The organism is Micromonospora lutea, from assembly GCF_016863535.1.
Classification (GTDB): Bacteria; Actinomycetota; Actinomycetes; order Mycobacteriales; family Micromonosporaceae; genus Micromonospora; species Micromonospora lutea.
In genome coordinates this window covers 106,229-125,091 of sequence record NZ_BOPB01000031.1, presented here as the reverse complement: position 1 = coordinate 125,091, position 18,863 = coordinate 106,229, and the positions used below count along the sequence as shown (strand labels likewise).

Annotated in this window: 15 protein-coding genes; 5 read left to right on the top strand and 10 right to left on the bottom strand. The window is 69.5% G+C overall.

What is annotated here, in order from left to right:
- Positions 1-116: 116 nt before the first annotated feature.
- The 10 genes from Vlu01_RS24575 to Vlu01_RS24530 all read right to left on the bottom strand — a co-directional run bounded on the left by Vlu01_RS24575 (position 117) and on the right by Vlu01_RS24530 (position 13,487).
- On the bottom strand, positions 117-3,527 hold the full coding sequence (locus Vlu01_RS24575; RefSeq protein WP_204003770.1) for an AMP-binding protein: 3,411 nt from the start codon (positions 3,525-3,527) through the stop codon (positions 117-119).
- A 42-nt stretch (positions 3,528-3,569) separates the two neighbouring features.
- Positions 3,570-4,604 (bottom strand): GntG family PLP-dependent aldolase, encoded by a 1,035-nt coding sequence (locus Vlu01_RS24570; protein ID WP_204003768.1) that lies wholly within the window; start codon positions 4,602-4,604, stop codon positions 3,570-3,572.
- A complete protein-coding gene (locus Vlu01_RS24565; protein WP_204003766.1) occupies positions 4,597-5,841 on the bottom strand; it encodes an ATP-grasp domain-containing protein in 1,245 nt (414 codons plus the stop codon). The genes Vlu01_RS24570 and Vlu01_RS24565 overlap by 8 nt, the downstream gene beginning before the upstream one ends.
- Positions 5,823-7,319, bottom strand: a complete 1,497-nt coding sequence (locus tag Vlu01_RS24560) for a lyase family protein (RefSeq protein WP_204003764.1) — start codon at positions 7,317-7,319, stop codon at positions 5,823-5,825. Before Vlu01_RS24560 ends, Vlu01_RS24565 begins: the two co-directional genes overlap by 19 nt.
- Positions 7,316-8,368 (bottom strand): pyridoxal-phosphate dependent enzyme, encoded by a 1,053-nt coding sequence (locus Vlu01_RS24555; RefSeq protein WP_204003762.1) that lies wholly within the window; start codon positions 8,366-8,368, stop codon positions 7,316-7,318. Before Vlu01_RS24555 ends, Vlu01_RS24560 begins: the two co-directional genes overlap by 4 nt.
- Entirely contained in the window at positions 8,365-9,378 is a 1,014-nt protein-coding gene (locus tag Vlu01_RS24550) for a GHMP family kinase ATP-binding protein (RefSeq protein ID WP_204003760.1), read from the bottom strand. The genes Vlu01_RS24555 and Vlu01_RS24550 overlap by 4 nt, the downstream gene beginning before the upstream one ends.
- 340 nt (positions 9,379-9,718) lie before the next feature.
- Positions 9,719-11,032, bottom strand: a complete 1,314-nt coding sequence (locus tag Vlu01_RS24545; RefSeq protein WP_204003758.1) for an oxamate carbamoyltransferase subunit AllG family protein — start codon at positions 11,030-11,032, stop codon at positions 9,719-9,721.
- On the bottom strand, positions 11,013-11,534 hold the full coding sequence (locus Vlu01_RS24540; protein ID WP_204003756.1) for a biotin/lipoyl-containing protein: 522 nt from the start codon (positions 11,532-11,534) through the stop codon (positions 11,013-11,015). The genes Vlu01_RS24545 and Vlu01_RS24540 overlap by 20 nt, the downstream gene beginning before the upstream one ends.
- Complete coding sequence (locus tag Vlu01_RS24535; RefSeq protein WP_204003752.1) at positions 11,527-12,531, bottom strand: alpha-ketoacid dehydrogenase subunit beta; 1,005 nt, start codon at positions 12,529-12,531, stop codon at positions 11,527-11,529. The genes Vlu01_RS24540 and Vlu01_RS24535 overlap by 8 nt, the downstream gene beginning before the upstream one ends.
- Entirely contained in the window at positions 12,528-13,487 is a 960-nt protein-coding gene (locus Vlu01_RS24530; protein WP_204003749.1) for a thiamine pyrophosphate-dependent dehydrogenase E1 component subunit alpha, read from the bottom strand. The genes Vlu01_RS24535 and Vlu01_RS24530 overlap by 4 nt, the downstream gene beginning before the upstream one ends.
- 685 nt (positions 13,488-14,172) lie before the next feature.
- On the opposite strand from Vlu01_RS24530, the gene Vlu01_RS24525 reads away from it, so the two are divergent.
- The 5 genes from Vlu01_RS24525 to Vlu01_RS24505 are packed head-to-tail and all read left to right on the top strand — an operon-like array spanning position 14,173 to position 18,842.
- On the top strand, positions 14,173-15,066 hold the full coding sequence (locus Vlu01_RS24525; RefSeq protein WP_204003746.1) for an LLM class flavin-dependent oxidoreductase: 894 nt from the start codon (positions 14,173-14,175) through the stop codon (positions 15,064-15,066).
- Complete coding sequence (locus Vlu01_RS24520; RefSeq protein WP_204003744.1) at positions 15,063-15,674, top strand: O-methyltransferase; 612 nt, start codon at positions 15,063-15,065, stop codon at positions 15,672-15,674. The genes Vlu01_RS24525 and Vlu01_RS24520 overlap by 4 nt, the downstream gene beginning before the upstream one ends.
- Complete coding sequence (locus tag Vlu01_RS24515) at positions 15,671-16,672, top strand: thiamine pyrophosphate-dependent dehydrogenase E1 component subunit alpha (protein WP_204003743.1); 1,002 nt, start codon at positions 15,671-15,673, stop codon at positions 16,670-16,672. Before Vlu01_RS24520 ends, Vlu01_RS24515 begins: the two co-directional genes overlap by 4 nt.
- The gene (locus Vlu01_RS24510) at positions 16,669-17,622 is read left to right on the top strand and encodes a transketolase C-terminal domain-containing protein (RefSeq protein ID WP_204003742.1); all 954 of its coding nucleotides are present in this window, start codon (positions 16,669-16,671) and stop codon (positions 17,620-17,622) included. The genes Vlu01_RS24515 and Vlu01_RS24510 overlap by 4 nt, the downstream gene beginning before the upstream one ends.
- The gene (locus Vlu01_RS24505) at positions 17,619-18,842 is read left to right on the top strand and encodes a pyridoxal phosphate-dependent aminotransferase (protein WP_204003741.1); all 1,224 of its coding nucleotides are present in this window, start codon (positions 17,619-17,621) and stop codon (positions 18,840-18,842) included. Before Vlu01_RS24510 ends, Vlu01_RS24505 begins: the two co-directional genes overlap by 4 nt.
- The last annotated feature ends 21 nt before the right edge of the window (positions 18,843-18,863 follow it).

The following is an 18,863-nucleotide window of genomic DNA, read 5'->3' as shown; positions in this document are numbered from 1 at the left end:
ACCCCGCCCACCACACCGCACCGCCACCCGATCAGGAAAACGACTTACCGTCTCCCCAAACGCCGCCACCAAACTCCGCGCCCGCCCCACCGACGACACCGTCTGGATGTGATCGTTCATCGTGCTGCCTCCTCGATCTGCGGCGGGGCACCGGGCGTGGCGATCTCGCTGAGGGCCGACTGGAACTCCGCCACGATCCGCGCGGCGGTGGCGGCGTCGATGCGCTCCTGCTGGTAGACGAGACGGAAGACCAAGCGGTCGGTGTGCCGGGAGCCGTACAGGCTGACGGTGAAGGCCACGTCGCGCGGGGGGACGTCGACCACCGACGCCTCGACCTCTCCGAGCCGTTGCCGGCAGCCGCTCGATGGAATCGAGAAGCCGTCGTCGAGCAGCCCGTCCGCTGACTGCTGAAAGGTCAACGTGGCCTGGAAGAGGGGTGTCTGCCCGTGCCGCTCCGGGCTGAGTGCCTTGACGAGCCGGGCGAACGGCAGGTCGGCATCGGCCAGGGCGTTGCGCAGTTCGACTCGGCTGCGGTCCTCGATCTGCTCCAGCCGCTCCTCGCCGTCGAAGTGACCGGCCAGAGGCAACATGTTGACCAGGTAGCCGACCGTGTCGGCGAAGCGCCAGTCGTCCCGGCCATGATGCGGGGTACCGATGACCACCCGCTGTTCACCGGTGATCCGGTGCAGGGCTCTGAGGTACGCCGCGACGAGGGTGACGAACGGCGTGTGTCCACGGCGTTGGGCTCGCCGGTAGAGGTCAGCGGCCCCGGCAACGTCGAAGTCGATGATCGCAGCGGGGTTCCGACCCGGTGTCGTTCCCGTTCGTCCGGTCGGAAAGAGAAGGTGATCACGCAGGGGGCGCCAGCGGTCGGCGAGGGCGGTGACCCTGCGCTGGGCCGACTCGTGCGCCATCCGGTCGGACAGCCACCGTTGCCGTTGCAGGATGTCGCCCCGCTCCGTCACCGGCAGCTCTCCGCCCAGGCGCACTCCGGGCAGCTCGGAAAGGATTTCCATGACGATCACCCGCATCGACCAGTGGTCGACGATCGCGTGATGGCAGACGAGCGCGAAGATGGTGGCTTCCGGCGTCAGCACGGCGGCGGCCCGGATCAGTGGTCCGTCGGTGAGCGAGAACCTGCGGTCGGCCACCTCCCGCAGGAAGGCGTCGGCCGGGTCACCCGCATCGGTGAGCGTCACCTGCGACCAGTCGAACCGGGGGGCGTCCCGGACGATCTGCACACCGTCGCCGGGCGCGCCGAGCACCGTGCGCAGCGCCTGGTGCCGGGCGACCGTCGCCGACACCGCGGTACGCAGCAGGTCCGCCTCGTAGCGACGGGACAGGCGGACGGCGGTGGTGAGGTTGTGCGCCGTGTCCTGCGGATGGAACTCGTCGTAGAACTGCATCTGCACCTGGCCGTCGGCGGCCGGCGCGGTGCGCTGCGTGGATCCGCTCGGCGTCTCCTGCTGCGCCGGCTCCGGGGGCTGCCCGGTGAGCACCACCACGGATTCGACCACCTCGTCGAGGGTGCGGTCGCTGGTGAAGAGCCGACTGTCCAGGGGACGGTCGAGCAGTTGCTCACACCGCACCTTCACCGTGGCGGTGCGCAGCGAGTCCAACCCCAGGGCCGCCAGCGGCCGGGCCCAGTCCGACGGCGTCAGGTGCTGTCCGGCGTCGGTGACCAGCGCGGTCAGCAGCTGACGTACGACCTGTCGCCGGGTGTCCCCGTCCCGCAGGTGCAGTCCGTCGAGCTGGTCGGCGGTGGGCGTCGTCGGGCGAGACGGTCGGTTTTCTCCGTGCGTCAGGACTCGGAGCCGTCCGGTGAGGTGACGGGTCCGGGTCTCGGCCCGTCGGATCTTCCCACTCGACGTCTTGGGTAGGGAGCCGGGATAGGCCAGCACCACCTCGGCCAGTTGGAGGTCGCACTCGACGCCGACGGCGCGCCGCACCTCCGCAACCACCTCGGCCACCGCCGCCGGATCCCGTAGGCGCGTCAGCGACGCCCTGGCGACCTCGGCGACCAGGACCACCGGTGCGGCGCTGGGGTCCGGATGGAAAGCCGCCGCGGAACCGCCGCGCAGGTCGGCGCAGGCGCTCAGGGCGACCGTCTCGACATCGTGGGGGTAGAAGTTCCGTCCGGCCACGATCAGCAGGTCCTTGCTCCGGCTGACCGGGTAGAGCTCGCCCTGCCAACGAAAACCGAGATCGCCGGTACGCAGATAGTGCCCTTCGCGTCCGTGCACCTCGGCGTGGAAGGCTTCCCGGGTGGCTGTCCCGTCGTCCCAGTAACCCTGGGCCACGCCCGGACCGCGCACACAGATCTCCCCGATCTCGCCGTCGGGCACGACCCGGTTGTCCGCGCCCCGGATGACGATCTCGGTGTGCCGGGCCGGATACCCCGACGAGACGATGCGGGTGCCGTCACCAGTCGTCTCCTCCGGCAGCTCGACCAGCCGGCCCTGCGCCAACTCGCGGCGGCTGACGTACCGGGACCGGTAACCGGCCTGCGGCTCGGCCCCGGAGACGAAGAGGGTGGCCTCGGCCAGCCCATAGCAGGGGAAGAAGGCGTTGCGGTCGAAGCCGTGCGCCCCGTAGTACGTCGCGAAGTCACCCATGGTCCGGGCGCGTACGGGTTCGGCGCCGTTGAACGCGATCCGCCACCGTCGCAGGTCCACGTCGGCGAGTCGGGCCTGGTCGTAACGGTCGACGAGCAGTTGGTAGGCGAAGTTCGGGCCACCGGAGCAGGTGGCACCGAACCGGTCCATGGCCAGTGGCCACATCATCGGGTCGTGGATGAAGGCGAAGGTGTCCAGCAACACCGAGGGAATTCCACGGTAGACCGGCAGCAGGGCCGTGCCGATCAGCCCCATGTCGTGGTACATCGGCAGCCAGCTCAGGACGACGTCGTCGGGGCGGATACCGAAGCCCTCGGCGATCGCTTCCTCGTTCTGTACCAGGTTGCGGTGGCTGACCATCACACCTTTCGGATGGCCCGTCGAGCCGGAGGTGTACTGCAGGAAGGCCAGCCCTTCGCCGGTGGGCGCAGACCTCGCGAGGGTCACCCCCCCGCTGCCGTGTTCCTGGTTCACGAGGGACTTGAGCGGGTGGATCCGCATCGACGCGGTGGCGTCCCCGCCGACGACGTCGGTCAACTGCTCGACGAACAGGTCCGTGGTGACCGCGTGCGCGGGGCGGCAACTGCGCACGACGCTCTCGATCCGGTCGAGCCGCGCCCCCGGGCGGGGCGGATAGAGCGGTACGGCGACCACGTCGCCGTAGAGACAGCCGAGGAACGCGATCAGGAAGTCGAGGCCGGGCGGGAGGATCAGCAGGACCCGGTCTCCGGGCCGCGTCGAGTTCCGCAGCGACACCGCGACGCGGAGCGCGTGTTCCTCGAGCTGTGCGTAGGTGAGCTGCTCGACCGCGCCACCGGCCTGCACGAACGTGAACGCCACGGCGTCCGGACGTTGCCGCGCCCAGTGGCTGAGTGCGGCAGGGATCGACGGAAATTCGGCGACGCTTGTCATCTCGACCCTCCTGGTACAGCAGCCAACGGGTATGGCCATTTGTCAGCGCTGAGCGGCCGTGCGGACGACGGTGGCTGCCCGCTGTGCGTCCGGTCCGCTGACACCCCCGTGAAAGACCGCCCGTACCCAGCCGGCTTCGAGCTCAAGGAGACCTACTCCCCCGTCGGCGCAGTGCCGCAGGAACGACGCGTGACTGTCGACGCCCACGACGCGGAAGAACACGATGTTGGTCCGGGGCGCGCCATGGCGCAGTTCCAGCGCGTCGCAGTCCTCGACCTGTGCGGCGAAGGTGGCCGCGTGCTGATGGTCGCGTCGCAGTCGCGGCTCGACGTCGTCAAGTGCGAGGAGACCGGCGGCCGCGAGCAGACCGGCCTGGCGCATGCCGCCACCGAGCATCTTGCGGATCCGGTGGGCTTGTTCGATCATCCCGACGCTGCCGGCGAGGATCGAGCCGACCGGTGCCCCCAGCCCTTTGGAGAGGCAGAACTGTACCGAGTCGGCGAACCCGGTGATCTCCCGCACCGGGACGCCGAGCGCCACCGCGGCGTTGAAGACCCGCGCGCCGTCCAGGTGCAGGCGCAGACCGTGCTCCGTGGTGAGATCCCGCAGGTGCTTGAGGTAGTCCAGCTCCAACGGGACGCCGCCGGCCATGTTGTGGGTGTTCTCCACGCAGAGCAGGGCGGGCAGGGCGAACTGCGGATCCTTGCGGTCCAGGGCCAGCTCTGCCGCCAACCGGCCGGGGTCGAGCGTGCCGTCGGGCAGGTTCGGCACCGGACGCAGCACCGTGGCACCGAGCACGGACGGCCCGCCGGCCTCGAAGAGGTACAGGTCGCTGCGGTCTCCGACGATCACCGCCCGCCCCCGGGCCGCCTGGGCCATGACCGCACAGAGGTTGGCCATGGTGCCGCTCGGCACGAACAGCGCCGCCGGTTGGCCGGTCAGCTCCGCGGCCCGTTGCTCCAACGCCCGCACCGTCGGGTCCTCGCCGTAGACGTCGTCGCCGACGGCGGCCTCGGCCACTGCCTGACGCATCCTCGCGTCCGGCACGGTGAAGGTGTCGCTGCGCAACTCAATCACTGCCGGCCACTCCGTTCCCCGATTGGTCAGCGAGCCGTACCGTCAGATGGCCCAGTGCCGCGTCGGCCCGCCGAGCGGCCTCCGAACCGGTGCTGGCGGTGGTGACGACCGAGCCGACCCGGTCGGTGAACGATCCGGTCACGGTGACCTGGTCCCCGACCGCCACCCCGATGTTGATCGCGCGGACCGCTGGGGCCCGGCTCGCCCGCTCCACCCCGTCGATCGCGGCCACCCGTCCCTCGCCGGGGGCGAGCAGGAATCGGATCGCGGCGTGTTCGTCGCGCAGCGGACGCAGTTTGGGCAGGTCGCCGCTGGCTCGTGCGATGACGCAGTCCACCAGGTCGATGCCGAGGGCCGCACGCACCAGCTCGGGGATCAGACCACCGGCAAGACGTGGGTTAATCTCGATGATCATCGGACCGTCCTGGCTCAGCCGTAGCTCGGTGTGCGTCGCCCCCCAGGTGAGACCAAGCGCCTGCGACGCGGCGCGGGCGCACTCGGTCAGCGCGGCGACCGCCTCCGGTTCCAGCTCGGCGGGGAAGTCGTGACCGGTCTCGACGAAGTGCGGTGGCGGGCCGAGATGCTTGGCGGTCAGGCCCACCGGCGCACCGTCGAAGAACTCCGCGGAGAACTCGGGCCCGTCGACGAAGCGCTCGACGAGGACTTCCGGCTCCACGGGCAGACCCCGCTCGTTGACCCTGGTCGCGAGCAACCGGGTCGCGTGTTCGACGACCTCGCGGTTGGTACGGCACAGTCGGACCCCCACCGAGCCCGAGCCCCGCACCGGCTTCACCACCACTGGACAGCCGAGTTCGGTCGCGACCGACGTCGCCTCGGCCGCCGTACGGATCACGCGAAAGTCAGGCACGGGTACGCCGGCGGCCAGCAGCGCTTCCCGTTGCAGCCCTTTGTGACGGGCCCGCTCGACGGCGACGGGATCGGGACCGGCAAGACCCATCCGCAGTGCCGCCCGGGCGGCGACCGGGACGAAGTACTCGGAGCTGGAGGTGATGCCGGTGACCGACCCCAGGTGTCGGCAGGCCCCCACCACCGTCTCGACGTCACTGGTGTCGAGTACGAGTGACTCGATCCCGTCCTGGTCGAGGTACGGATACCGAGAGGGGACACGGGCGAGCAGTACCGGACGTAGCCCTCGACTCCGCGCCGCCCGGCAGTAGTGCCGGCCCGTCCCCGTGGTGTTGCTCTCCACGAACACCATCACCCCCGAGGTGTCCACCGATCCTCCTTCTGCTGGTGGGCTGCGGCCCTGCCGGACCGCAGCGCACGCACGGCGCTGTCCAGTTCGGCGCGTGCGGCGGTCAGCCGCGCCGACTCCCGTTGACTCCGGTCGCGCAGAATCCGCAACCGGCCGTACACGTCGTCGTACCCGCGCTGCCAGTCGCCGGGGCCGCCGCCGGCGTCGGCGAGGTTCACCGCGACCGCCGGGTCGGCGACCTTGGCGGCGGCCGGGAATCGCCGCGCTACCCAGTCCGAGCCGATCGGCTCGCCGTCGGCGTCGGCCAGCATCTCCCGGATGGCCGCACCGACCGCGTGGTGCGCGACCCGGAAGGGCATACCGTCGTGCACCAGGCGATTGGCCACCGCCGTGGCCGTGGTGATCCCCTCCACCGCCCGCTGTCGCATCCGCCTGGGGCGTGGCCGGGCCCCGCTGACCAGGACCTGACCCAGCTGTACGACGTCAGTGGCGGCTCGCAGGCCCGGCCAGGCGAGCCCGACCGCCTCGGTGCCGACCTCGATGGAGTTGGTGAAGGGTGCGCCTTTCATCGCGGTGACCGCACCCACCCAGCACGAACTCACCCCTCCCACGGCGGCGGTGACGTGTTCCAACAGAAAGGCGTTGCGTTTCTGCGGCATGGCCGAGCTGCCACCGACGAGGCGGTCGGGAAACTGGATGAAGCCGAACTCCTCGGTACTCCACAGTTGCAGGTCGGTGCCGAGCCTGCTCAGCACGACGGCCACGCCGGTGGCGTTCGCCAGCAGCCGCAGCGACACGTCCCGGCTGGCGATGGCGTCCAGGGCGTGCACCGGTGGTTCCTCGAACCCCAGCAGCGCGGCGACTCGGGCCGGATCGATCGGCAGGTCGCTTCCGGCGACCGCACCGGCACCCATGGGGCACCGGCGTAGTCCGCTGGCCGAGTCCCAGACCGACTCGATCTCCCGGGTCAGCCCGGCCGCGACCCCGGTCAGGTAGTAGCCGTAGGTGATCGGCATCGCCGCCTGATAGTGGGTGTGCACCGGCATCACGACGTCGCGGTACTCACGTGCCCGGCACAGCAGCACCCCGACCAGCCGCGTCGTCTCCTGCAGGAAGGTCAGCAGCCACTCACGCAGCCGGGTGAGGGTGACCGTGGCCTTCATGTCGTTGCGGGACCGTCCGGTGTGCAGAACACCGCCGACGTCCTCGCCGAGTTCTGCGGTGAGGTACTGCTCGTAGGCGAGATACAGCCCTCGCGGCATGCGGGTGGTGGCCAGCGCAGCGAATCGGGTGTCGCGAAGCTGCTCGATCAGCGTCACCAGCGCTACCGCCGCCTCGGGTTCGATCAGCTGCCGCTCGCGGAGCATGACCACGTGTGCCAGGTCCACCAAAGTGGTGCGCTCGAGTTCCTCGGCGATCTCGGCCGGCGTCGGCTCGCCGTAGATCTGCCGCTGCGTCCGCAGGCCGATGGGCTCCTTGATCCGGCCCGTGTCGCTCATCGCGCCGCCATGCTGGCGTTGCCGCGATGTTCGAGGACCTCGTGCAGGCTCCGTCGTCCCCAGTTGAACCAGGACCACTCCGCGTGCTCGGCCAGGGGGTGGCTCGTCTCCACCGGATGGTCCCCGGTCGAGTGGGCCAGGTGCCCCTGTTCGGCCAGCCACCGGTCGTTGTAGACCGTGGACTGGTAGCGGTAGCCCTGGTCAGGCAGCATGACCACGGTCACCGCGTCGGGGTTCGTCCTCGCGGCCTGCTCGGCCACGAGGAAGGCGGCACCGCTGGTCGGCCCCTGGAACACGGCGTGCTCGCGGTGCAGTTTCCGGGTGGCCCGGTAGGCCTGACCGGCGCTGCACCAGTGCACCTGGTCGAACGCGGTGTGGTCGAGGTTGAGCGGGATCAGACTGTTTCCCAAGCCACGCAGGGCGCGCGCTCCGTCGGGCTGACCGAAGAGCACACTGCGGTGCGTGTCCACGCCGATCAGGTGCAATTTGGGATTCACCGACCGGAGAAAGGATGCCGTGCCGCACATGGATCCGCCTGACCCGACCGGTCCGATCAGCATGTCGACCTGTGGCAGGGCCTCGGTGAGCAGCTCCGCCACCAGCGTGTAGGAGCGGGGATTGTCCGGGTTCGTGTACTGCTCGGGGCAGAACGAGTCTTCGTGTTCGGCACGGATCTCTGCGAGTCGCTCCAGTCTCGATCCCTGATAGCCGCCGCTCGTCGCCATGTGCCGGACGATCTCCACCGTCGCACCGAGGTCGGTCAGCCGCCGGTGCAGTTCGTCGTCGATCACCGGGTCGCTGACCAGGATCAAGCGTCGGCGCAGCAGCGCGGCCTGCATGGCGAGAGCGAGGCCGAAGGTGCCCGAGGTCGTCTCCACGATGAGCGTGTCGGGACCGATGTCGCCCCGCGCGACAGCCTGCCGCAGGATGTAGCGTGCCGGGATCATCTTCATCAGCGCGAACACGACGCCGAAGAGGTTGGGTCCCAGTCGGACGATCTGCGGCCGTTCGACCCCTGCGGTGATCTCCTCAAGAACTGGAGATCTCATCCCCGTCCTCCCGTCTTGACCGGCTGCGAACAGAACACCTCTGTATGGGTGATGCCGGCGTATCTCATGGCCCGGATACACCGCTCGACGTCGTCCGAGACGGACGTGCGCACCGGATCGAAGATCAGGCCGGCGACGGAGCCGCTGTGTGCGACCTGCACTCCGGCGGCGGCGTTCGCCGCACCGATTGCGATCAACGTTTCGAGTTCGGGTTTGGGAAGGAAGCGCTGGTTCAGTTGAGCGCTGGCCGTCGCCACGGCGCCGATCAGCGTCACGTCGCCGGTGGCAATGCCGCGCCGAAGCGTCGAGAGCATGACCTGAAGTCGGATCAACTCATCCGGGTCGTACTCAGCAGGTTGCAGCGACAACGTGTCGACACTGAGATCGGGACCGGCCACACAACCGACGACGATCATCGGCGGGAGCGGGGCGGTGAATTCCTCCAGCACCACCCCTTCGCGCTGGGCGAACAGCACGACCCGGTCCTCGATCATTATGGAATCGGAGGCCCGCTCAGCGAGTACGCTCAATCGGGCGATCTCCGCCGGTTGCAGGGACAGTCGGTACCAGTCGGCCACAGCGCGGATGCTGGCGACCACGTCGCTGGTGGACGCGCCCATGCCCAGGCCGCTCATGGCCGCCGTATGGTTCACCAGATGCCCGTGCACGACGGGGCTTCCGGAGCGCTGAGCACAGTAGGCGACGGCAAGCTCGGCGGCCCGCCTGGCCTTGTCCTTGCTCTCCGGCTGCACCGTGATGCGCACCGGTCCGGGACCGGCCTTTCCTCGGAATATCGCCGCTGATTTCAGGTCGACTACCGGCATCGTGACCAAACCACGACGAGGCTTACCAGATTTGTCGTGAAAAACGCCTTGCAGCAATTCGCCGTGATGTCCTATGGCAGTTCCGACGCCGACTCTACCGAGCCACGAAGGTGTCACATCCGTCGGTCCAACGTCCTGCGGTAATTGCGTCGTTTGACAGGTACCCAGCTTTTCGCGGATGTCCAACAATTCCCCCTGGACTAGGGACATACTGCGACCGCCGGAGGTGTCACGACACCGCAACGGCTCAGTTGCAAACAGTAGCTTTGATCATCAACTCTGTCAATGCGGCTTGGGTGGTCGACGGATGTCGAGGCCACATGACATCTGGCAGGTTTTTGATCACGGGTCTATCACGGAGCAGCGCGGGATTCACCGTCCACCGTGCCACGAGTGTGCAAAATTAATACCCCGTCAACCTTTCATAACCATTGCATCCTTATCGCGTCAGGCGGCACACGTAGTAGAATCCGCCGGCAATCAACACGATGACGACGTCGTCAATGTTGGAGATGCATCTGCACAGCTATGGCAACAGTGTTCCGCTTCGGCCGGTGGGCCGCCGGCCAGCGGTACCCGATGGCGGCACCCCCGTGGTCGCGCCCCAGCGACCGCCCATCGCGGCCGACGCCTCGCGGAAGGGTGCGGTCGGCAGCTCCGCGATGCCGCCGCCGATCTGGCCGACGCCCGGCCGACGGTGCACGATGCCGGTGTTGACCGAGGGACCAATGCCGGTACGCGCCACCCGGTGCACATCGATGCCGCTGGCGACGCCCCGGAACTCGTCGCCGGCAAGCCTGAACCGGTCGCCCGGCTCGACGGTGATCTCGCGCATCCGGGCGGTGTGCCGGGCCACGTCCGTCGCCGACCAGCCGAGTTGCGAGGCGACGACGGGGCTGGCGGCGAGCGCCATGGCACCGAGCCCCACCACCTCCATGACGAAGGAGTCACCCGCGATCGGATGGGCGTCCGCCGGGCGGTACCCGTCGAAGAGCACGACCTCACCCACCGGCGCCTCCGTGACGAACCACTGATCGTCGGCACCGCTGACCCGGATGCCGAATTCGATGCCGTTGGAGGCCAGCGTGGTCACGATCGGACTGCGTTCGGCACCGTGTGCGACGTCGGCGAGCAGACGAGCCGCCGGCGTGGCGAATGCCCCGAACAGATGCAGGTTGGCGCGACACCATCGGGCCACCCGCGCCACGTCCGGCCCCGATCGCTGGTGGCCCAGCAGCGCGGCGAAAGCCTGGGTCAGCAGGAGGGAACTACCCGCGACGGTGCGGGCGTGGCACTCGTCGCCACGGCGCAGGGACTCCGCCATGATGCGGGTCACGTTGAGCGGTGTCAGCCGGGCGACCTCGTCGAGCACCGGTACGACGACCTCGCCGATCCACCGGATCTGATCGAGTACCTGCAGATCGTGACAGCCGAAGCGCAGGCACGCGCCAGCACCGTTCTCCAGCGGCCCGAACGCCTGCCGCCCGTCGGCGTCCGTGACGACGACGACCGGCATGGACGGCGACAGCACCCCCGTCATCGGCACCACGGCACCCGCGTCGATCGAAGGCACCAGCCGTACGTCGCGGCGGTCGATCAGCCGCTCGGCGGCGACCGGATCGTCGGCCTGCCCTTCGAGGAGCAGGGCGCCCACGATGGCCGACCGCATCGGTGGCGACGCGTCGGCGACGTCCAGCGGCGGACCGGGGTGCAGGAAGGTGCGACCATCCAGGTCCGGGCAGACGACACCGGCCAGGCGCGCCCCGGTCACGTTCACCTGTGTGCTCTCCCAGGCGAGGGACGCCTGATCCGGACCACGGTCAGCCAGCGGGTCGGGCATGGCCGCCCTCCCGCGCCGCCGGGGTGGCCTCTGGTGTGACGAGCGGCGACACCCCGGCCGGCGGACCGGCCAGCAGAGCCTCCACGTCACTGCGGCGGATCAGCGAGCGGCCCAGCGCCGCCAGATCCTGCTCGTCGATGCCGTGCTGCCGCATGAGAGCCCGCGCCGGCGCCGTGATCACCATGGCGACGGGCGAGACCGGTGCGGCTTCCGGCGTGCCGCCGCCCTCGGGTCGGCCCGGGTCAGCCACCGGCGGTGGCGACGCCTGCGACGGCGGCGTCAGCACCGCCACGACCTGACCCGGCCGGCAGTCGGCGCCGGCCGGCAGCCGGCGGCTCAGCACCCCGGCATGCTCGGACACCAGGTCCTCCAGGGACTTCGATGTCTCCACCGTCGCGACCGACGCGCCGCTCTCCACTGTTGCGCCGTCGTCGACCAGCCACTCGACCAGCACGTACGACGCGTCGTTCGTGTTCAGCCGAGGAATTCGGATGTCAACCATGGACCAGCTCCTTGACGGCGTGCCGGATCGTGCCGCTCTGCACCAGCACCTGTCGTTCCAGATGCGCTGCGGCGGGAATGATGCTGTCGAGGGAATGGATCAGACGGATCGGCGAGGCCAGGGTCCCCCACAGGTGTGGGTGCAGAGCCGTAGCGACCTCCGCGCCCCAGGTGCCGCCGGCGGTGCTCTCCTCGATCACCGCCACCCGTCGCGCCGGCCCGGTCAAGCTCAGCAGGGGCGCCCGTTCGACCGGGTAGAGCCGGGACACGACGAGCACCTCGGCCACGATCTCGTCGTGCAGCAGCAACTCACGCAGCGCCTCGACGGTACGGTGCACCATCGCACCAGAGGTGATCAGCACGCAGTCCGGCGGCACCGGGTCATGCAGGCGGATCCGGGCCACGCCGTCGGCGAGGTCGTAGCCGTAGAGGTCGTCGATCACGCCGCCGGTGAACATGCGTTCGCCGTAGAGGACCTTGCCCTCGAACAGCACGGCGGGCACGCCGCCGTCGAGTATCCGGGTGAGCAGCGTGTGGTTGTCGTGCAAGGGCGACGCCTCGTAGAGGGCCAGGCCGGGTACCCCGATGAGATGTTTCTGCGGAGTCTGGCTGTGGGTGGGCCCGTACCCGCGGTTCCCACCGGTCGGGCAGCGCACCACCAGACGCAGCGGCAGGTGGCGACCGTACATCGCGGTCGACTTGCTGGCGAAGTTCACCAACTGGTCGAAGGCGAGCGTGACGAAGTCGGCGAACATGACCTCCGCGATGGCGGTGTCGCCGGCCAGCGCCAGGCCGCCGGCGACACCCACCAGCGCACCTTCACTGATCGGTGTGTTGCGGACCCGGTGGGGATACCGGGTGGAGAGTCCGCGGGTGACCTTGAAGGCACCACCGTAGGGATCGCAGACGTCCTCGCCGAGCAGGATGACCCGCTCGTCCTCGGCGAACAGCCGGTGCAGCGCGGTGTTGAGATCGTTGGCCACCCGGGGGGCGGTCACCGTGGGCTCCAGTCCGTCAGCGGCCGGGCGAGCACCTCGGCGACGACCTGTTCGACGCGCCGCGACTGCTCCGCGTCGATTCGTTCGAACTGCTCAGGGTGTGCGGCGGCGTACCTGAGGGCCCAATCCGCCGCGCGGACCGCGCGCAACTCGGCCGGGGAGCGGGAATCGTCCCCCTTGCTGTGTGGGCCGAGGCGGTGGGTGACGAACTCGACGACGAGCGGCCGTGACATGTGACGCACCTGCTCCACCAGCGGCTGCAGTGCCGCTCGCAGCCGGGTCACATCGGTGTCGGTGAACCGCTCGTACGCGATACCGAAGGCCGCCGCCCGGCCGCGGACGTCGCCGGCCATGTGTTGCCCGGTCGGTGTCGACTGTGCGATGCCGTTGTTCTCCGTGACGACCAGCAGCGGCAGCTCCCACAGGGCGGTGATGTTCAGGGCTTCGTAGACCACGCCCTCACCCCATGTGCCGTCACCGGTGTAGACGCACGCCAGCGCTCCCGGCGTGGACCGCTTCAGATTCCACGCCACCCCCGCGGCCACCGGCAGGCTCTGCCCCTGCACGCCGGTGGAGAGGAACCGTTCGCGGAGCAGGTGCTGGCTACCGCCGACGCCGCCGCAGACCGCACCGGCGCGGCCGAGCAACTCGGCGAGCAGGCCCTCTGCGTCTGCGTACCGGGCCAGGTAGTGGCCGTGGCCGCGGTGATTGCTGAAGACGTGGTCAGCGTCGCCCAGCAGGGACGTCACTGTCACAGGCACGTACTCCTGCCCCAGACAGGTGTGTGTCGTGCCGTGCAGGAATCCCTGCTCGAAAAGCTTGAGCAGGTTCTTCTCGAAGTGCCGAATGAGCAGCATGGACGACAGGTCCGCATCCGACAGTCGGCTCAGCGATGGCGGACCGACGCCCTCGTCGAGCACCGCGGCGCTATTACTCGGCCCAGCATTGTTGATCATGCGCCTTCGTTCCCCCGTCGGCGTTAAGTGATCTGTCGAAGCGCGCGGGACGTCCGATGACAGCGGCTGGATACGTATATCGCCGCCTACCGCGGTGCGGACCGACCGATGCGCGGGCTTCCGGTTGACAATAGCCAGCCCGTCAAGACACCTCGGTGGTCCACTTTGATTTTCCGTGGTCCCGGGGCGTGTAGGGATAGGTGCTTCTCACTGCGCGGGATGCTGGTTGACGATCTGACGCCGATCACGGTTCCATCATCGAGGCGTTGCGACCGACTGTCACAACGTCGCACCGGAGGCTCAACAGAGACAGGTGGCTGCCGTCTTCAGGCGACGCCACACCGGTCGTTCAACGGGGGAATCAAATAGCACACATCGCGTACGCCCATGCCGTCGCACCACAATTGGCGACCGCAACGAGGGCTTGGCCAACAACTGCGCAGAAGTGACTCAAGGTGCGCCGGAGCGCACCCTGACGACATTGTCGTGTGACCTGAACAGACGCCGGGAGACAATTCGCGTCCTCGGTCGCCCTGACACGAAATCACACCCCGACCGCCGTCGGGAACGGTTTGCCGCCGCCTAATGACGCCCTATTCGTGCGGCTGGTGCGCGGTGCGCCTCGACCGGCGGAACAGGAGCACTCGATGAGTCGGTCCACCATTCGTACGCGGCGGCGTTCGCCGTGACGGCCACCCAACTGAATTTCGGCTTCAAGGTCGCGCAGCAGTTGACCAGCTGGTCCGATCTGCAACGGCTCTGGTCCGCCGCGGATGCTGACGACGTCTGGCGGGACGCCTGGCTCTACGACCATTTTCAACCTGTCAACGCCGCGCCCGACGGAAGTTGTCTGGAGGCGTGGACCCTGCTGGCCGCGCTGGCGACCCAGACCGCACGGCTGCGGATCGGCGTCCTCGTGACCGGGAACGTCTACCGGCATCCCGGCGTGCTGGCGCACATGCTCGCCACCGTCGACCACGTCTCCGCCGGGCGGGTCGAATTCGGCTTCGGTGCGGGCTGGCACGCCGAGGAATGCCGACGACTCGGCATACCCCTGCCCGCCCCGGCGGAACGGCTCGCCCGCTGGGACGAGGCATGCGCCGTCGTGCACCGGCTCTGCACCCAGGACACCGTCCACTTCGCCGGCCGGTACTACCAGCTGGAGGGCGCCAGTCTGAACCCGCGCCCGACCACCCGCCCCCGCTTCGTCCTCGGGGCCTCCGGACCGCGCGCCCTGAAGGTCGTGGCCCGGCACGCCGACGTCTGGAACGTGGCCGACGGTCAGGTCAGCACGCTGCGTCGGGGCCGCGACATCCTGGCCAGGCACTGCGTCGACATCGGACGTGACCCCACCGAGATCACGGTGTCGACCCAGCTGCACGTCGCGGCCGGGGATCTGCTCGCGGCCCGGTTCTGGACGGCGCGCCTGGTGGCCGCCGGGGCCCGCCACGTGGTCTTCAGCCTGCCCCCCGAGACGTCACCGGCCCTGTTGCGCCAGCTGGCAACCGAGGTCATCACACCGGTACGGGACCAGTGGCAGGCCACCTCCCGGCCCGACCCGTCGGAGGAGACCCCATGACGACCCGCACCGCGATGCCGGTCCGCGCGCAGCGTGCCTTCGACCGCGCGTCCGAACTCGGTTTTCAGGGTGCTTGCGAGGACCCCGTCGGCCCCCTGCTGGCGACGTTGGCGGCAGCGGTCCCACCCGACGGTCGGATCCTGGAACTGGGCACCGGTACGGGTGTCGGAACCGCCTGGCTGGTCGATGGGCTCGGCCGGCGCGACGACGCCCGGCTGGAAACGGTCGAGCTGGACGAGGTGCTCGCCGCGGCCGTCCGGGCCGACGACTGGCCGACGCACGTCACGATCCACACCGGTGACGCCGAGGCGTTGCTGCCCACGCTTGGCTGGTTCGACCTCATCTTCGCCGACGCCGTGGCCGGCAAGTGGACCGGACTGCACCTGACGATCGACGCCCTGGCCCCCGGTGGGTTGCTCGTCGTCGACGACATGGACCTGGAGCGCTACACCGATCCGGAGCACCGCGCTGCGGTGCGGCGGGTGGAGCGGACGCTGACCGACGACCCCCGGCTCGTCACGGCACGGATCTCGGCCGGCACCGGTCTGATGATCAGCACCCGCCGACACAGCCTGCCGCAGGACAGACGAGATGAGGAGACCTTATGACCATGGCCGTCGCCCCGGCCAGGAGCGCCGGACCGGCCGCGCCGGACCCGGTCGCGATGTTCACCAGCATGGTGCTGATCCGGGTGTTCGAGGAGCGGATGATGGAGCTCCGCACCGCCGGTGAAGTGATCGGGCCGGTGCATCCGTACGTCGGTCAGGAGGCCATCGCCGTCGGCGTGTGCGCGGCGATGGCCCCGGCGGACTTTCTGGTCAGCCATTACCGGGGGCATGGGCACGCGATCGCCCGCGGGGTGGACCTCGACGCGCTCACCGCGGAACTGTTCGGCCGTGCCGGCGGCCTGTGTGGCGGCAAGGCGGCCGCGCTGATCAGTGACAGACGGACCAATCTGCTGATGTCCAGCGGCATCGTCGGCGCTGGCGTACCCGTCGCCGCCGGCGCTGCCATGGCCGCCCAGGTACGCGGTGAGCCGGCGGTCAGCGTGGCGTTCATCGGCGACGGTGCGCTGGGCAGCGGTGTGGTGCACGAGACCCTCACCATCGCCGCCGTGCAACGGCTGCCGTTGGTGCTGGTGTGCGAGCACAACGGATACCAGGCGGGCAACCGCACCGAGGAGGTCTACCCCGAGGTGTCGCTGCTGCGCCTGGCAGAGGCGCACCGGGTCCGTGCGGTGGGGGTCGACGGCAACGACGTGACGGCGGTCGCGGCGGCGGCCCGAGACGCGGTTGAGTTCGCTCGCGGCGGTGGAGGCGCGACGTTCATCGAGGCGCAGACCTACCTGACCCGATTCCACCTGCAGTTCGAGCGCCCTTCGCCGGAGGTGCGGCCGGCCGACGAGATGGCCGCGTGGCGAGCACGGGATCCGATCGACACCGCGCGACAGAGTTCTCCCCTTCGGGACAGGCTCTCCGACGCGGACGTCGAAACCATCTGGGAACAGGCCCGCGAGCGGGTGGAGCACGCCGTCGAGACCGCCCGCAGCTGCGCGTGGCCGGCACCGGAAGACGCGGCGACGCATGTCTGGGCGGAGGAATCGTGAACGAAGTCGGTCTGCTGGATCTCGTCCTCGAGGAGGAGTTCACCCGGGATCCGAACCTGGTTTTCCTGGCCACGAACTCGCCGGCGTCGCTGCGCCGGCGCTTCGGCTCGGACCGGGTACGCATCTGCCCGATCTCCGAACAGGCGATGACCGGCATGGCGGTCGGCGCGGCGATGAGCGGTCTGCGGCCCATCGTCGACCTGAACCGTGCCTCGTTCGCCATGCTGGTGATGGACCAACTCGTCAACCACGCCGGCCGGATGCACTACCTCTCCGGCGGCCAGTACCGGGTGCCGATGATCGTCACGTCGGCGACCCGCGGGCGGCAGCAGCTCGGCCCGCAGAACGAGCAGTGCCCGTACGGCATCTTCATGCAGACACCGGGTCTCGCCGTGGTCGTACCCGGCTCGCTGCGGGACGCGTGCGCGTTGCTCCGTGGCGCGACGCGTTGGCCGGGCCCGGTTCTGTACTTCGTCGCACCGGAGCTGAACCGTCAGCGAGGGTTGAGTGCCGCGCTCGCCGCCGGTCCGCTGCCGTTCGGCGAGGCAGCACACCTGCGCCACGGCGATGCGGCCACGATCGTGGCGATCGGTGGCGCTGTCAAGGTCGCGGCGGACGCGGCCGACGCACTCGCCGCCGACGGTGTGCACTGTGACGTCCTCGACCCCCGTACGCTGGTCCCGCTGGACACCGCGGCGCTGGCCGCATCGGTCCGCCGTACCGGGCGACTGGTGTTCGTCGACGACGGCCCGCGCTCCGGCGCGCCCGCGCAGATCCTGTCCCGGCTGCTCGACGAGCCCGGGGTGGCGGTCGCGGTCGGTGGACGGATCGGCTTCGTCTGCCAACCCGACGTTCCGGTGCCGTCCTCTCCCCCGCTCGAAGAGGCGATGTGGCCGACCGAGGGACGAATTCGCGCCGAGGTACAGCGGGTGCTGGGCGAGCCGGAATGACCGAAGCCCTGCGTACGTTGGCGACTGCGCCGTCGACGTCCCGCATCGCGCCGGCTAAGCCCCCGCTGCACAGCCTGCGGCGGCACTCGGCGTTCGCGGTGCAGCGTCAGGCGGACGAGTTGGCCGCCACCGGCCGAGACGTCATCCATCTCGAACTCGGCGAGCCTGACCTGCCGACGGCGACCCACATCGTGTCGGCCATGGTCAGCAGTGCGCGCGACGGTTGGACGCACTACACGGCGCCCGCCGGTGATCCGGAGGTACGCCAGCACCTCGCCGGACACTACGCGCGGCTGCTGCGGATGCCGGTGGCCGCCGAGCAGGTGCTGCTCGTGCCGGGCAGCAACATGGTCCTGCATTTCGCCCTGCTGACCCTCGTCGCTCCCGGTGACGAGGTGCTGCTTCCGGATCCGGGTTTCCCGGTCTATGCCGAGCTGGTGCGGCTCGCCGGCGGGGTACCTGTCGGCTATCCGTTGCGCAGCGCCGCAGGCTTCGTCCCCGACATCGCTGATCTGGCCGCCCGGGTCACCGCCCGGACCCGCCTGCTGGTCATCAACTCACCGCACAATCCGACCGGGGCCGTCATGCTTCCGCAGACCGCCCGGGAGTTGACGGACCTCGTCCGGCAGCACTCCTTCTACGTGCTGCGCGACGAGGCGTACCGGGGGTTGAACTGGTCCGGTGCGGACACCGATGCGATGCTCGCCGAGCTGCCGCCGGAACGGGTCATCGTCTCCGAGACACTGTCGAAGAGCCACGCGATGTGCGGCTGGCGGGCCGGGATCATGGTGTCGCCCCCGCACCTCGCCGCCGACTTCGCGGTACTCCTGACCAACACGAACTGCTGCATGCCGGCGTTCGTGCAGCGGGCGTTGCCCGCCGCGCTGACCGCGCCCGAGACGGCCGTCTGGTCGGCGAGGTACGCCGCCGAGTACCGCGCCCGTCGTGAACTCACCGTCGCCCGGCTGCTCGACATGCCCGCAGTGCGGCTCACCCCACCATTGGGTGCCTTCTACGCGTTTCCCGACATCAGCGACGCGGGCCTGCCGGACGCGGTCTTCGCACAACGGTTGCTCGCCGAGACGGGAGTCGCCGTCATGCCGGGCAGTAGCTACGGCCGGCACGGCAGCGGCCACGTCCGGCTGTCGTTCACCCAGCCACCGCATCGCCTGGCGGACGCACTCGACCGGATGCACCGGTTCATGGAGACGCTGGCCTGACGTCCGGGCCACGACCGTCTC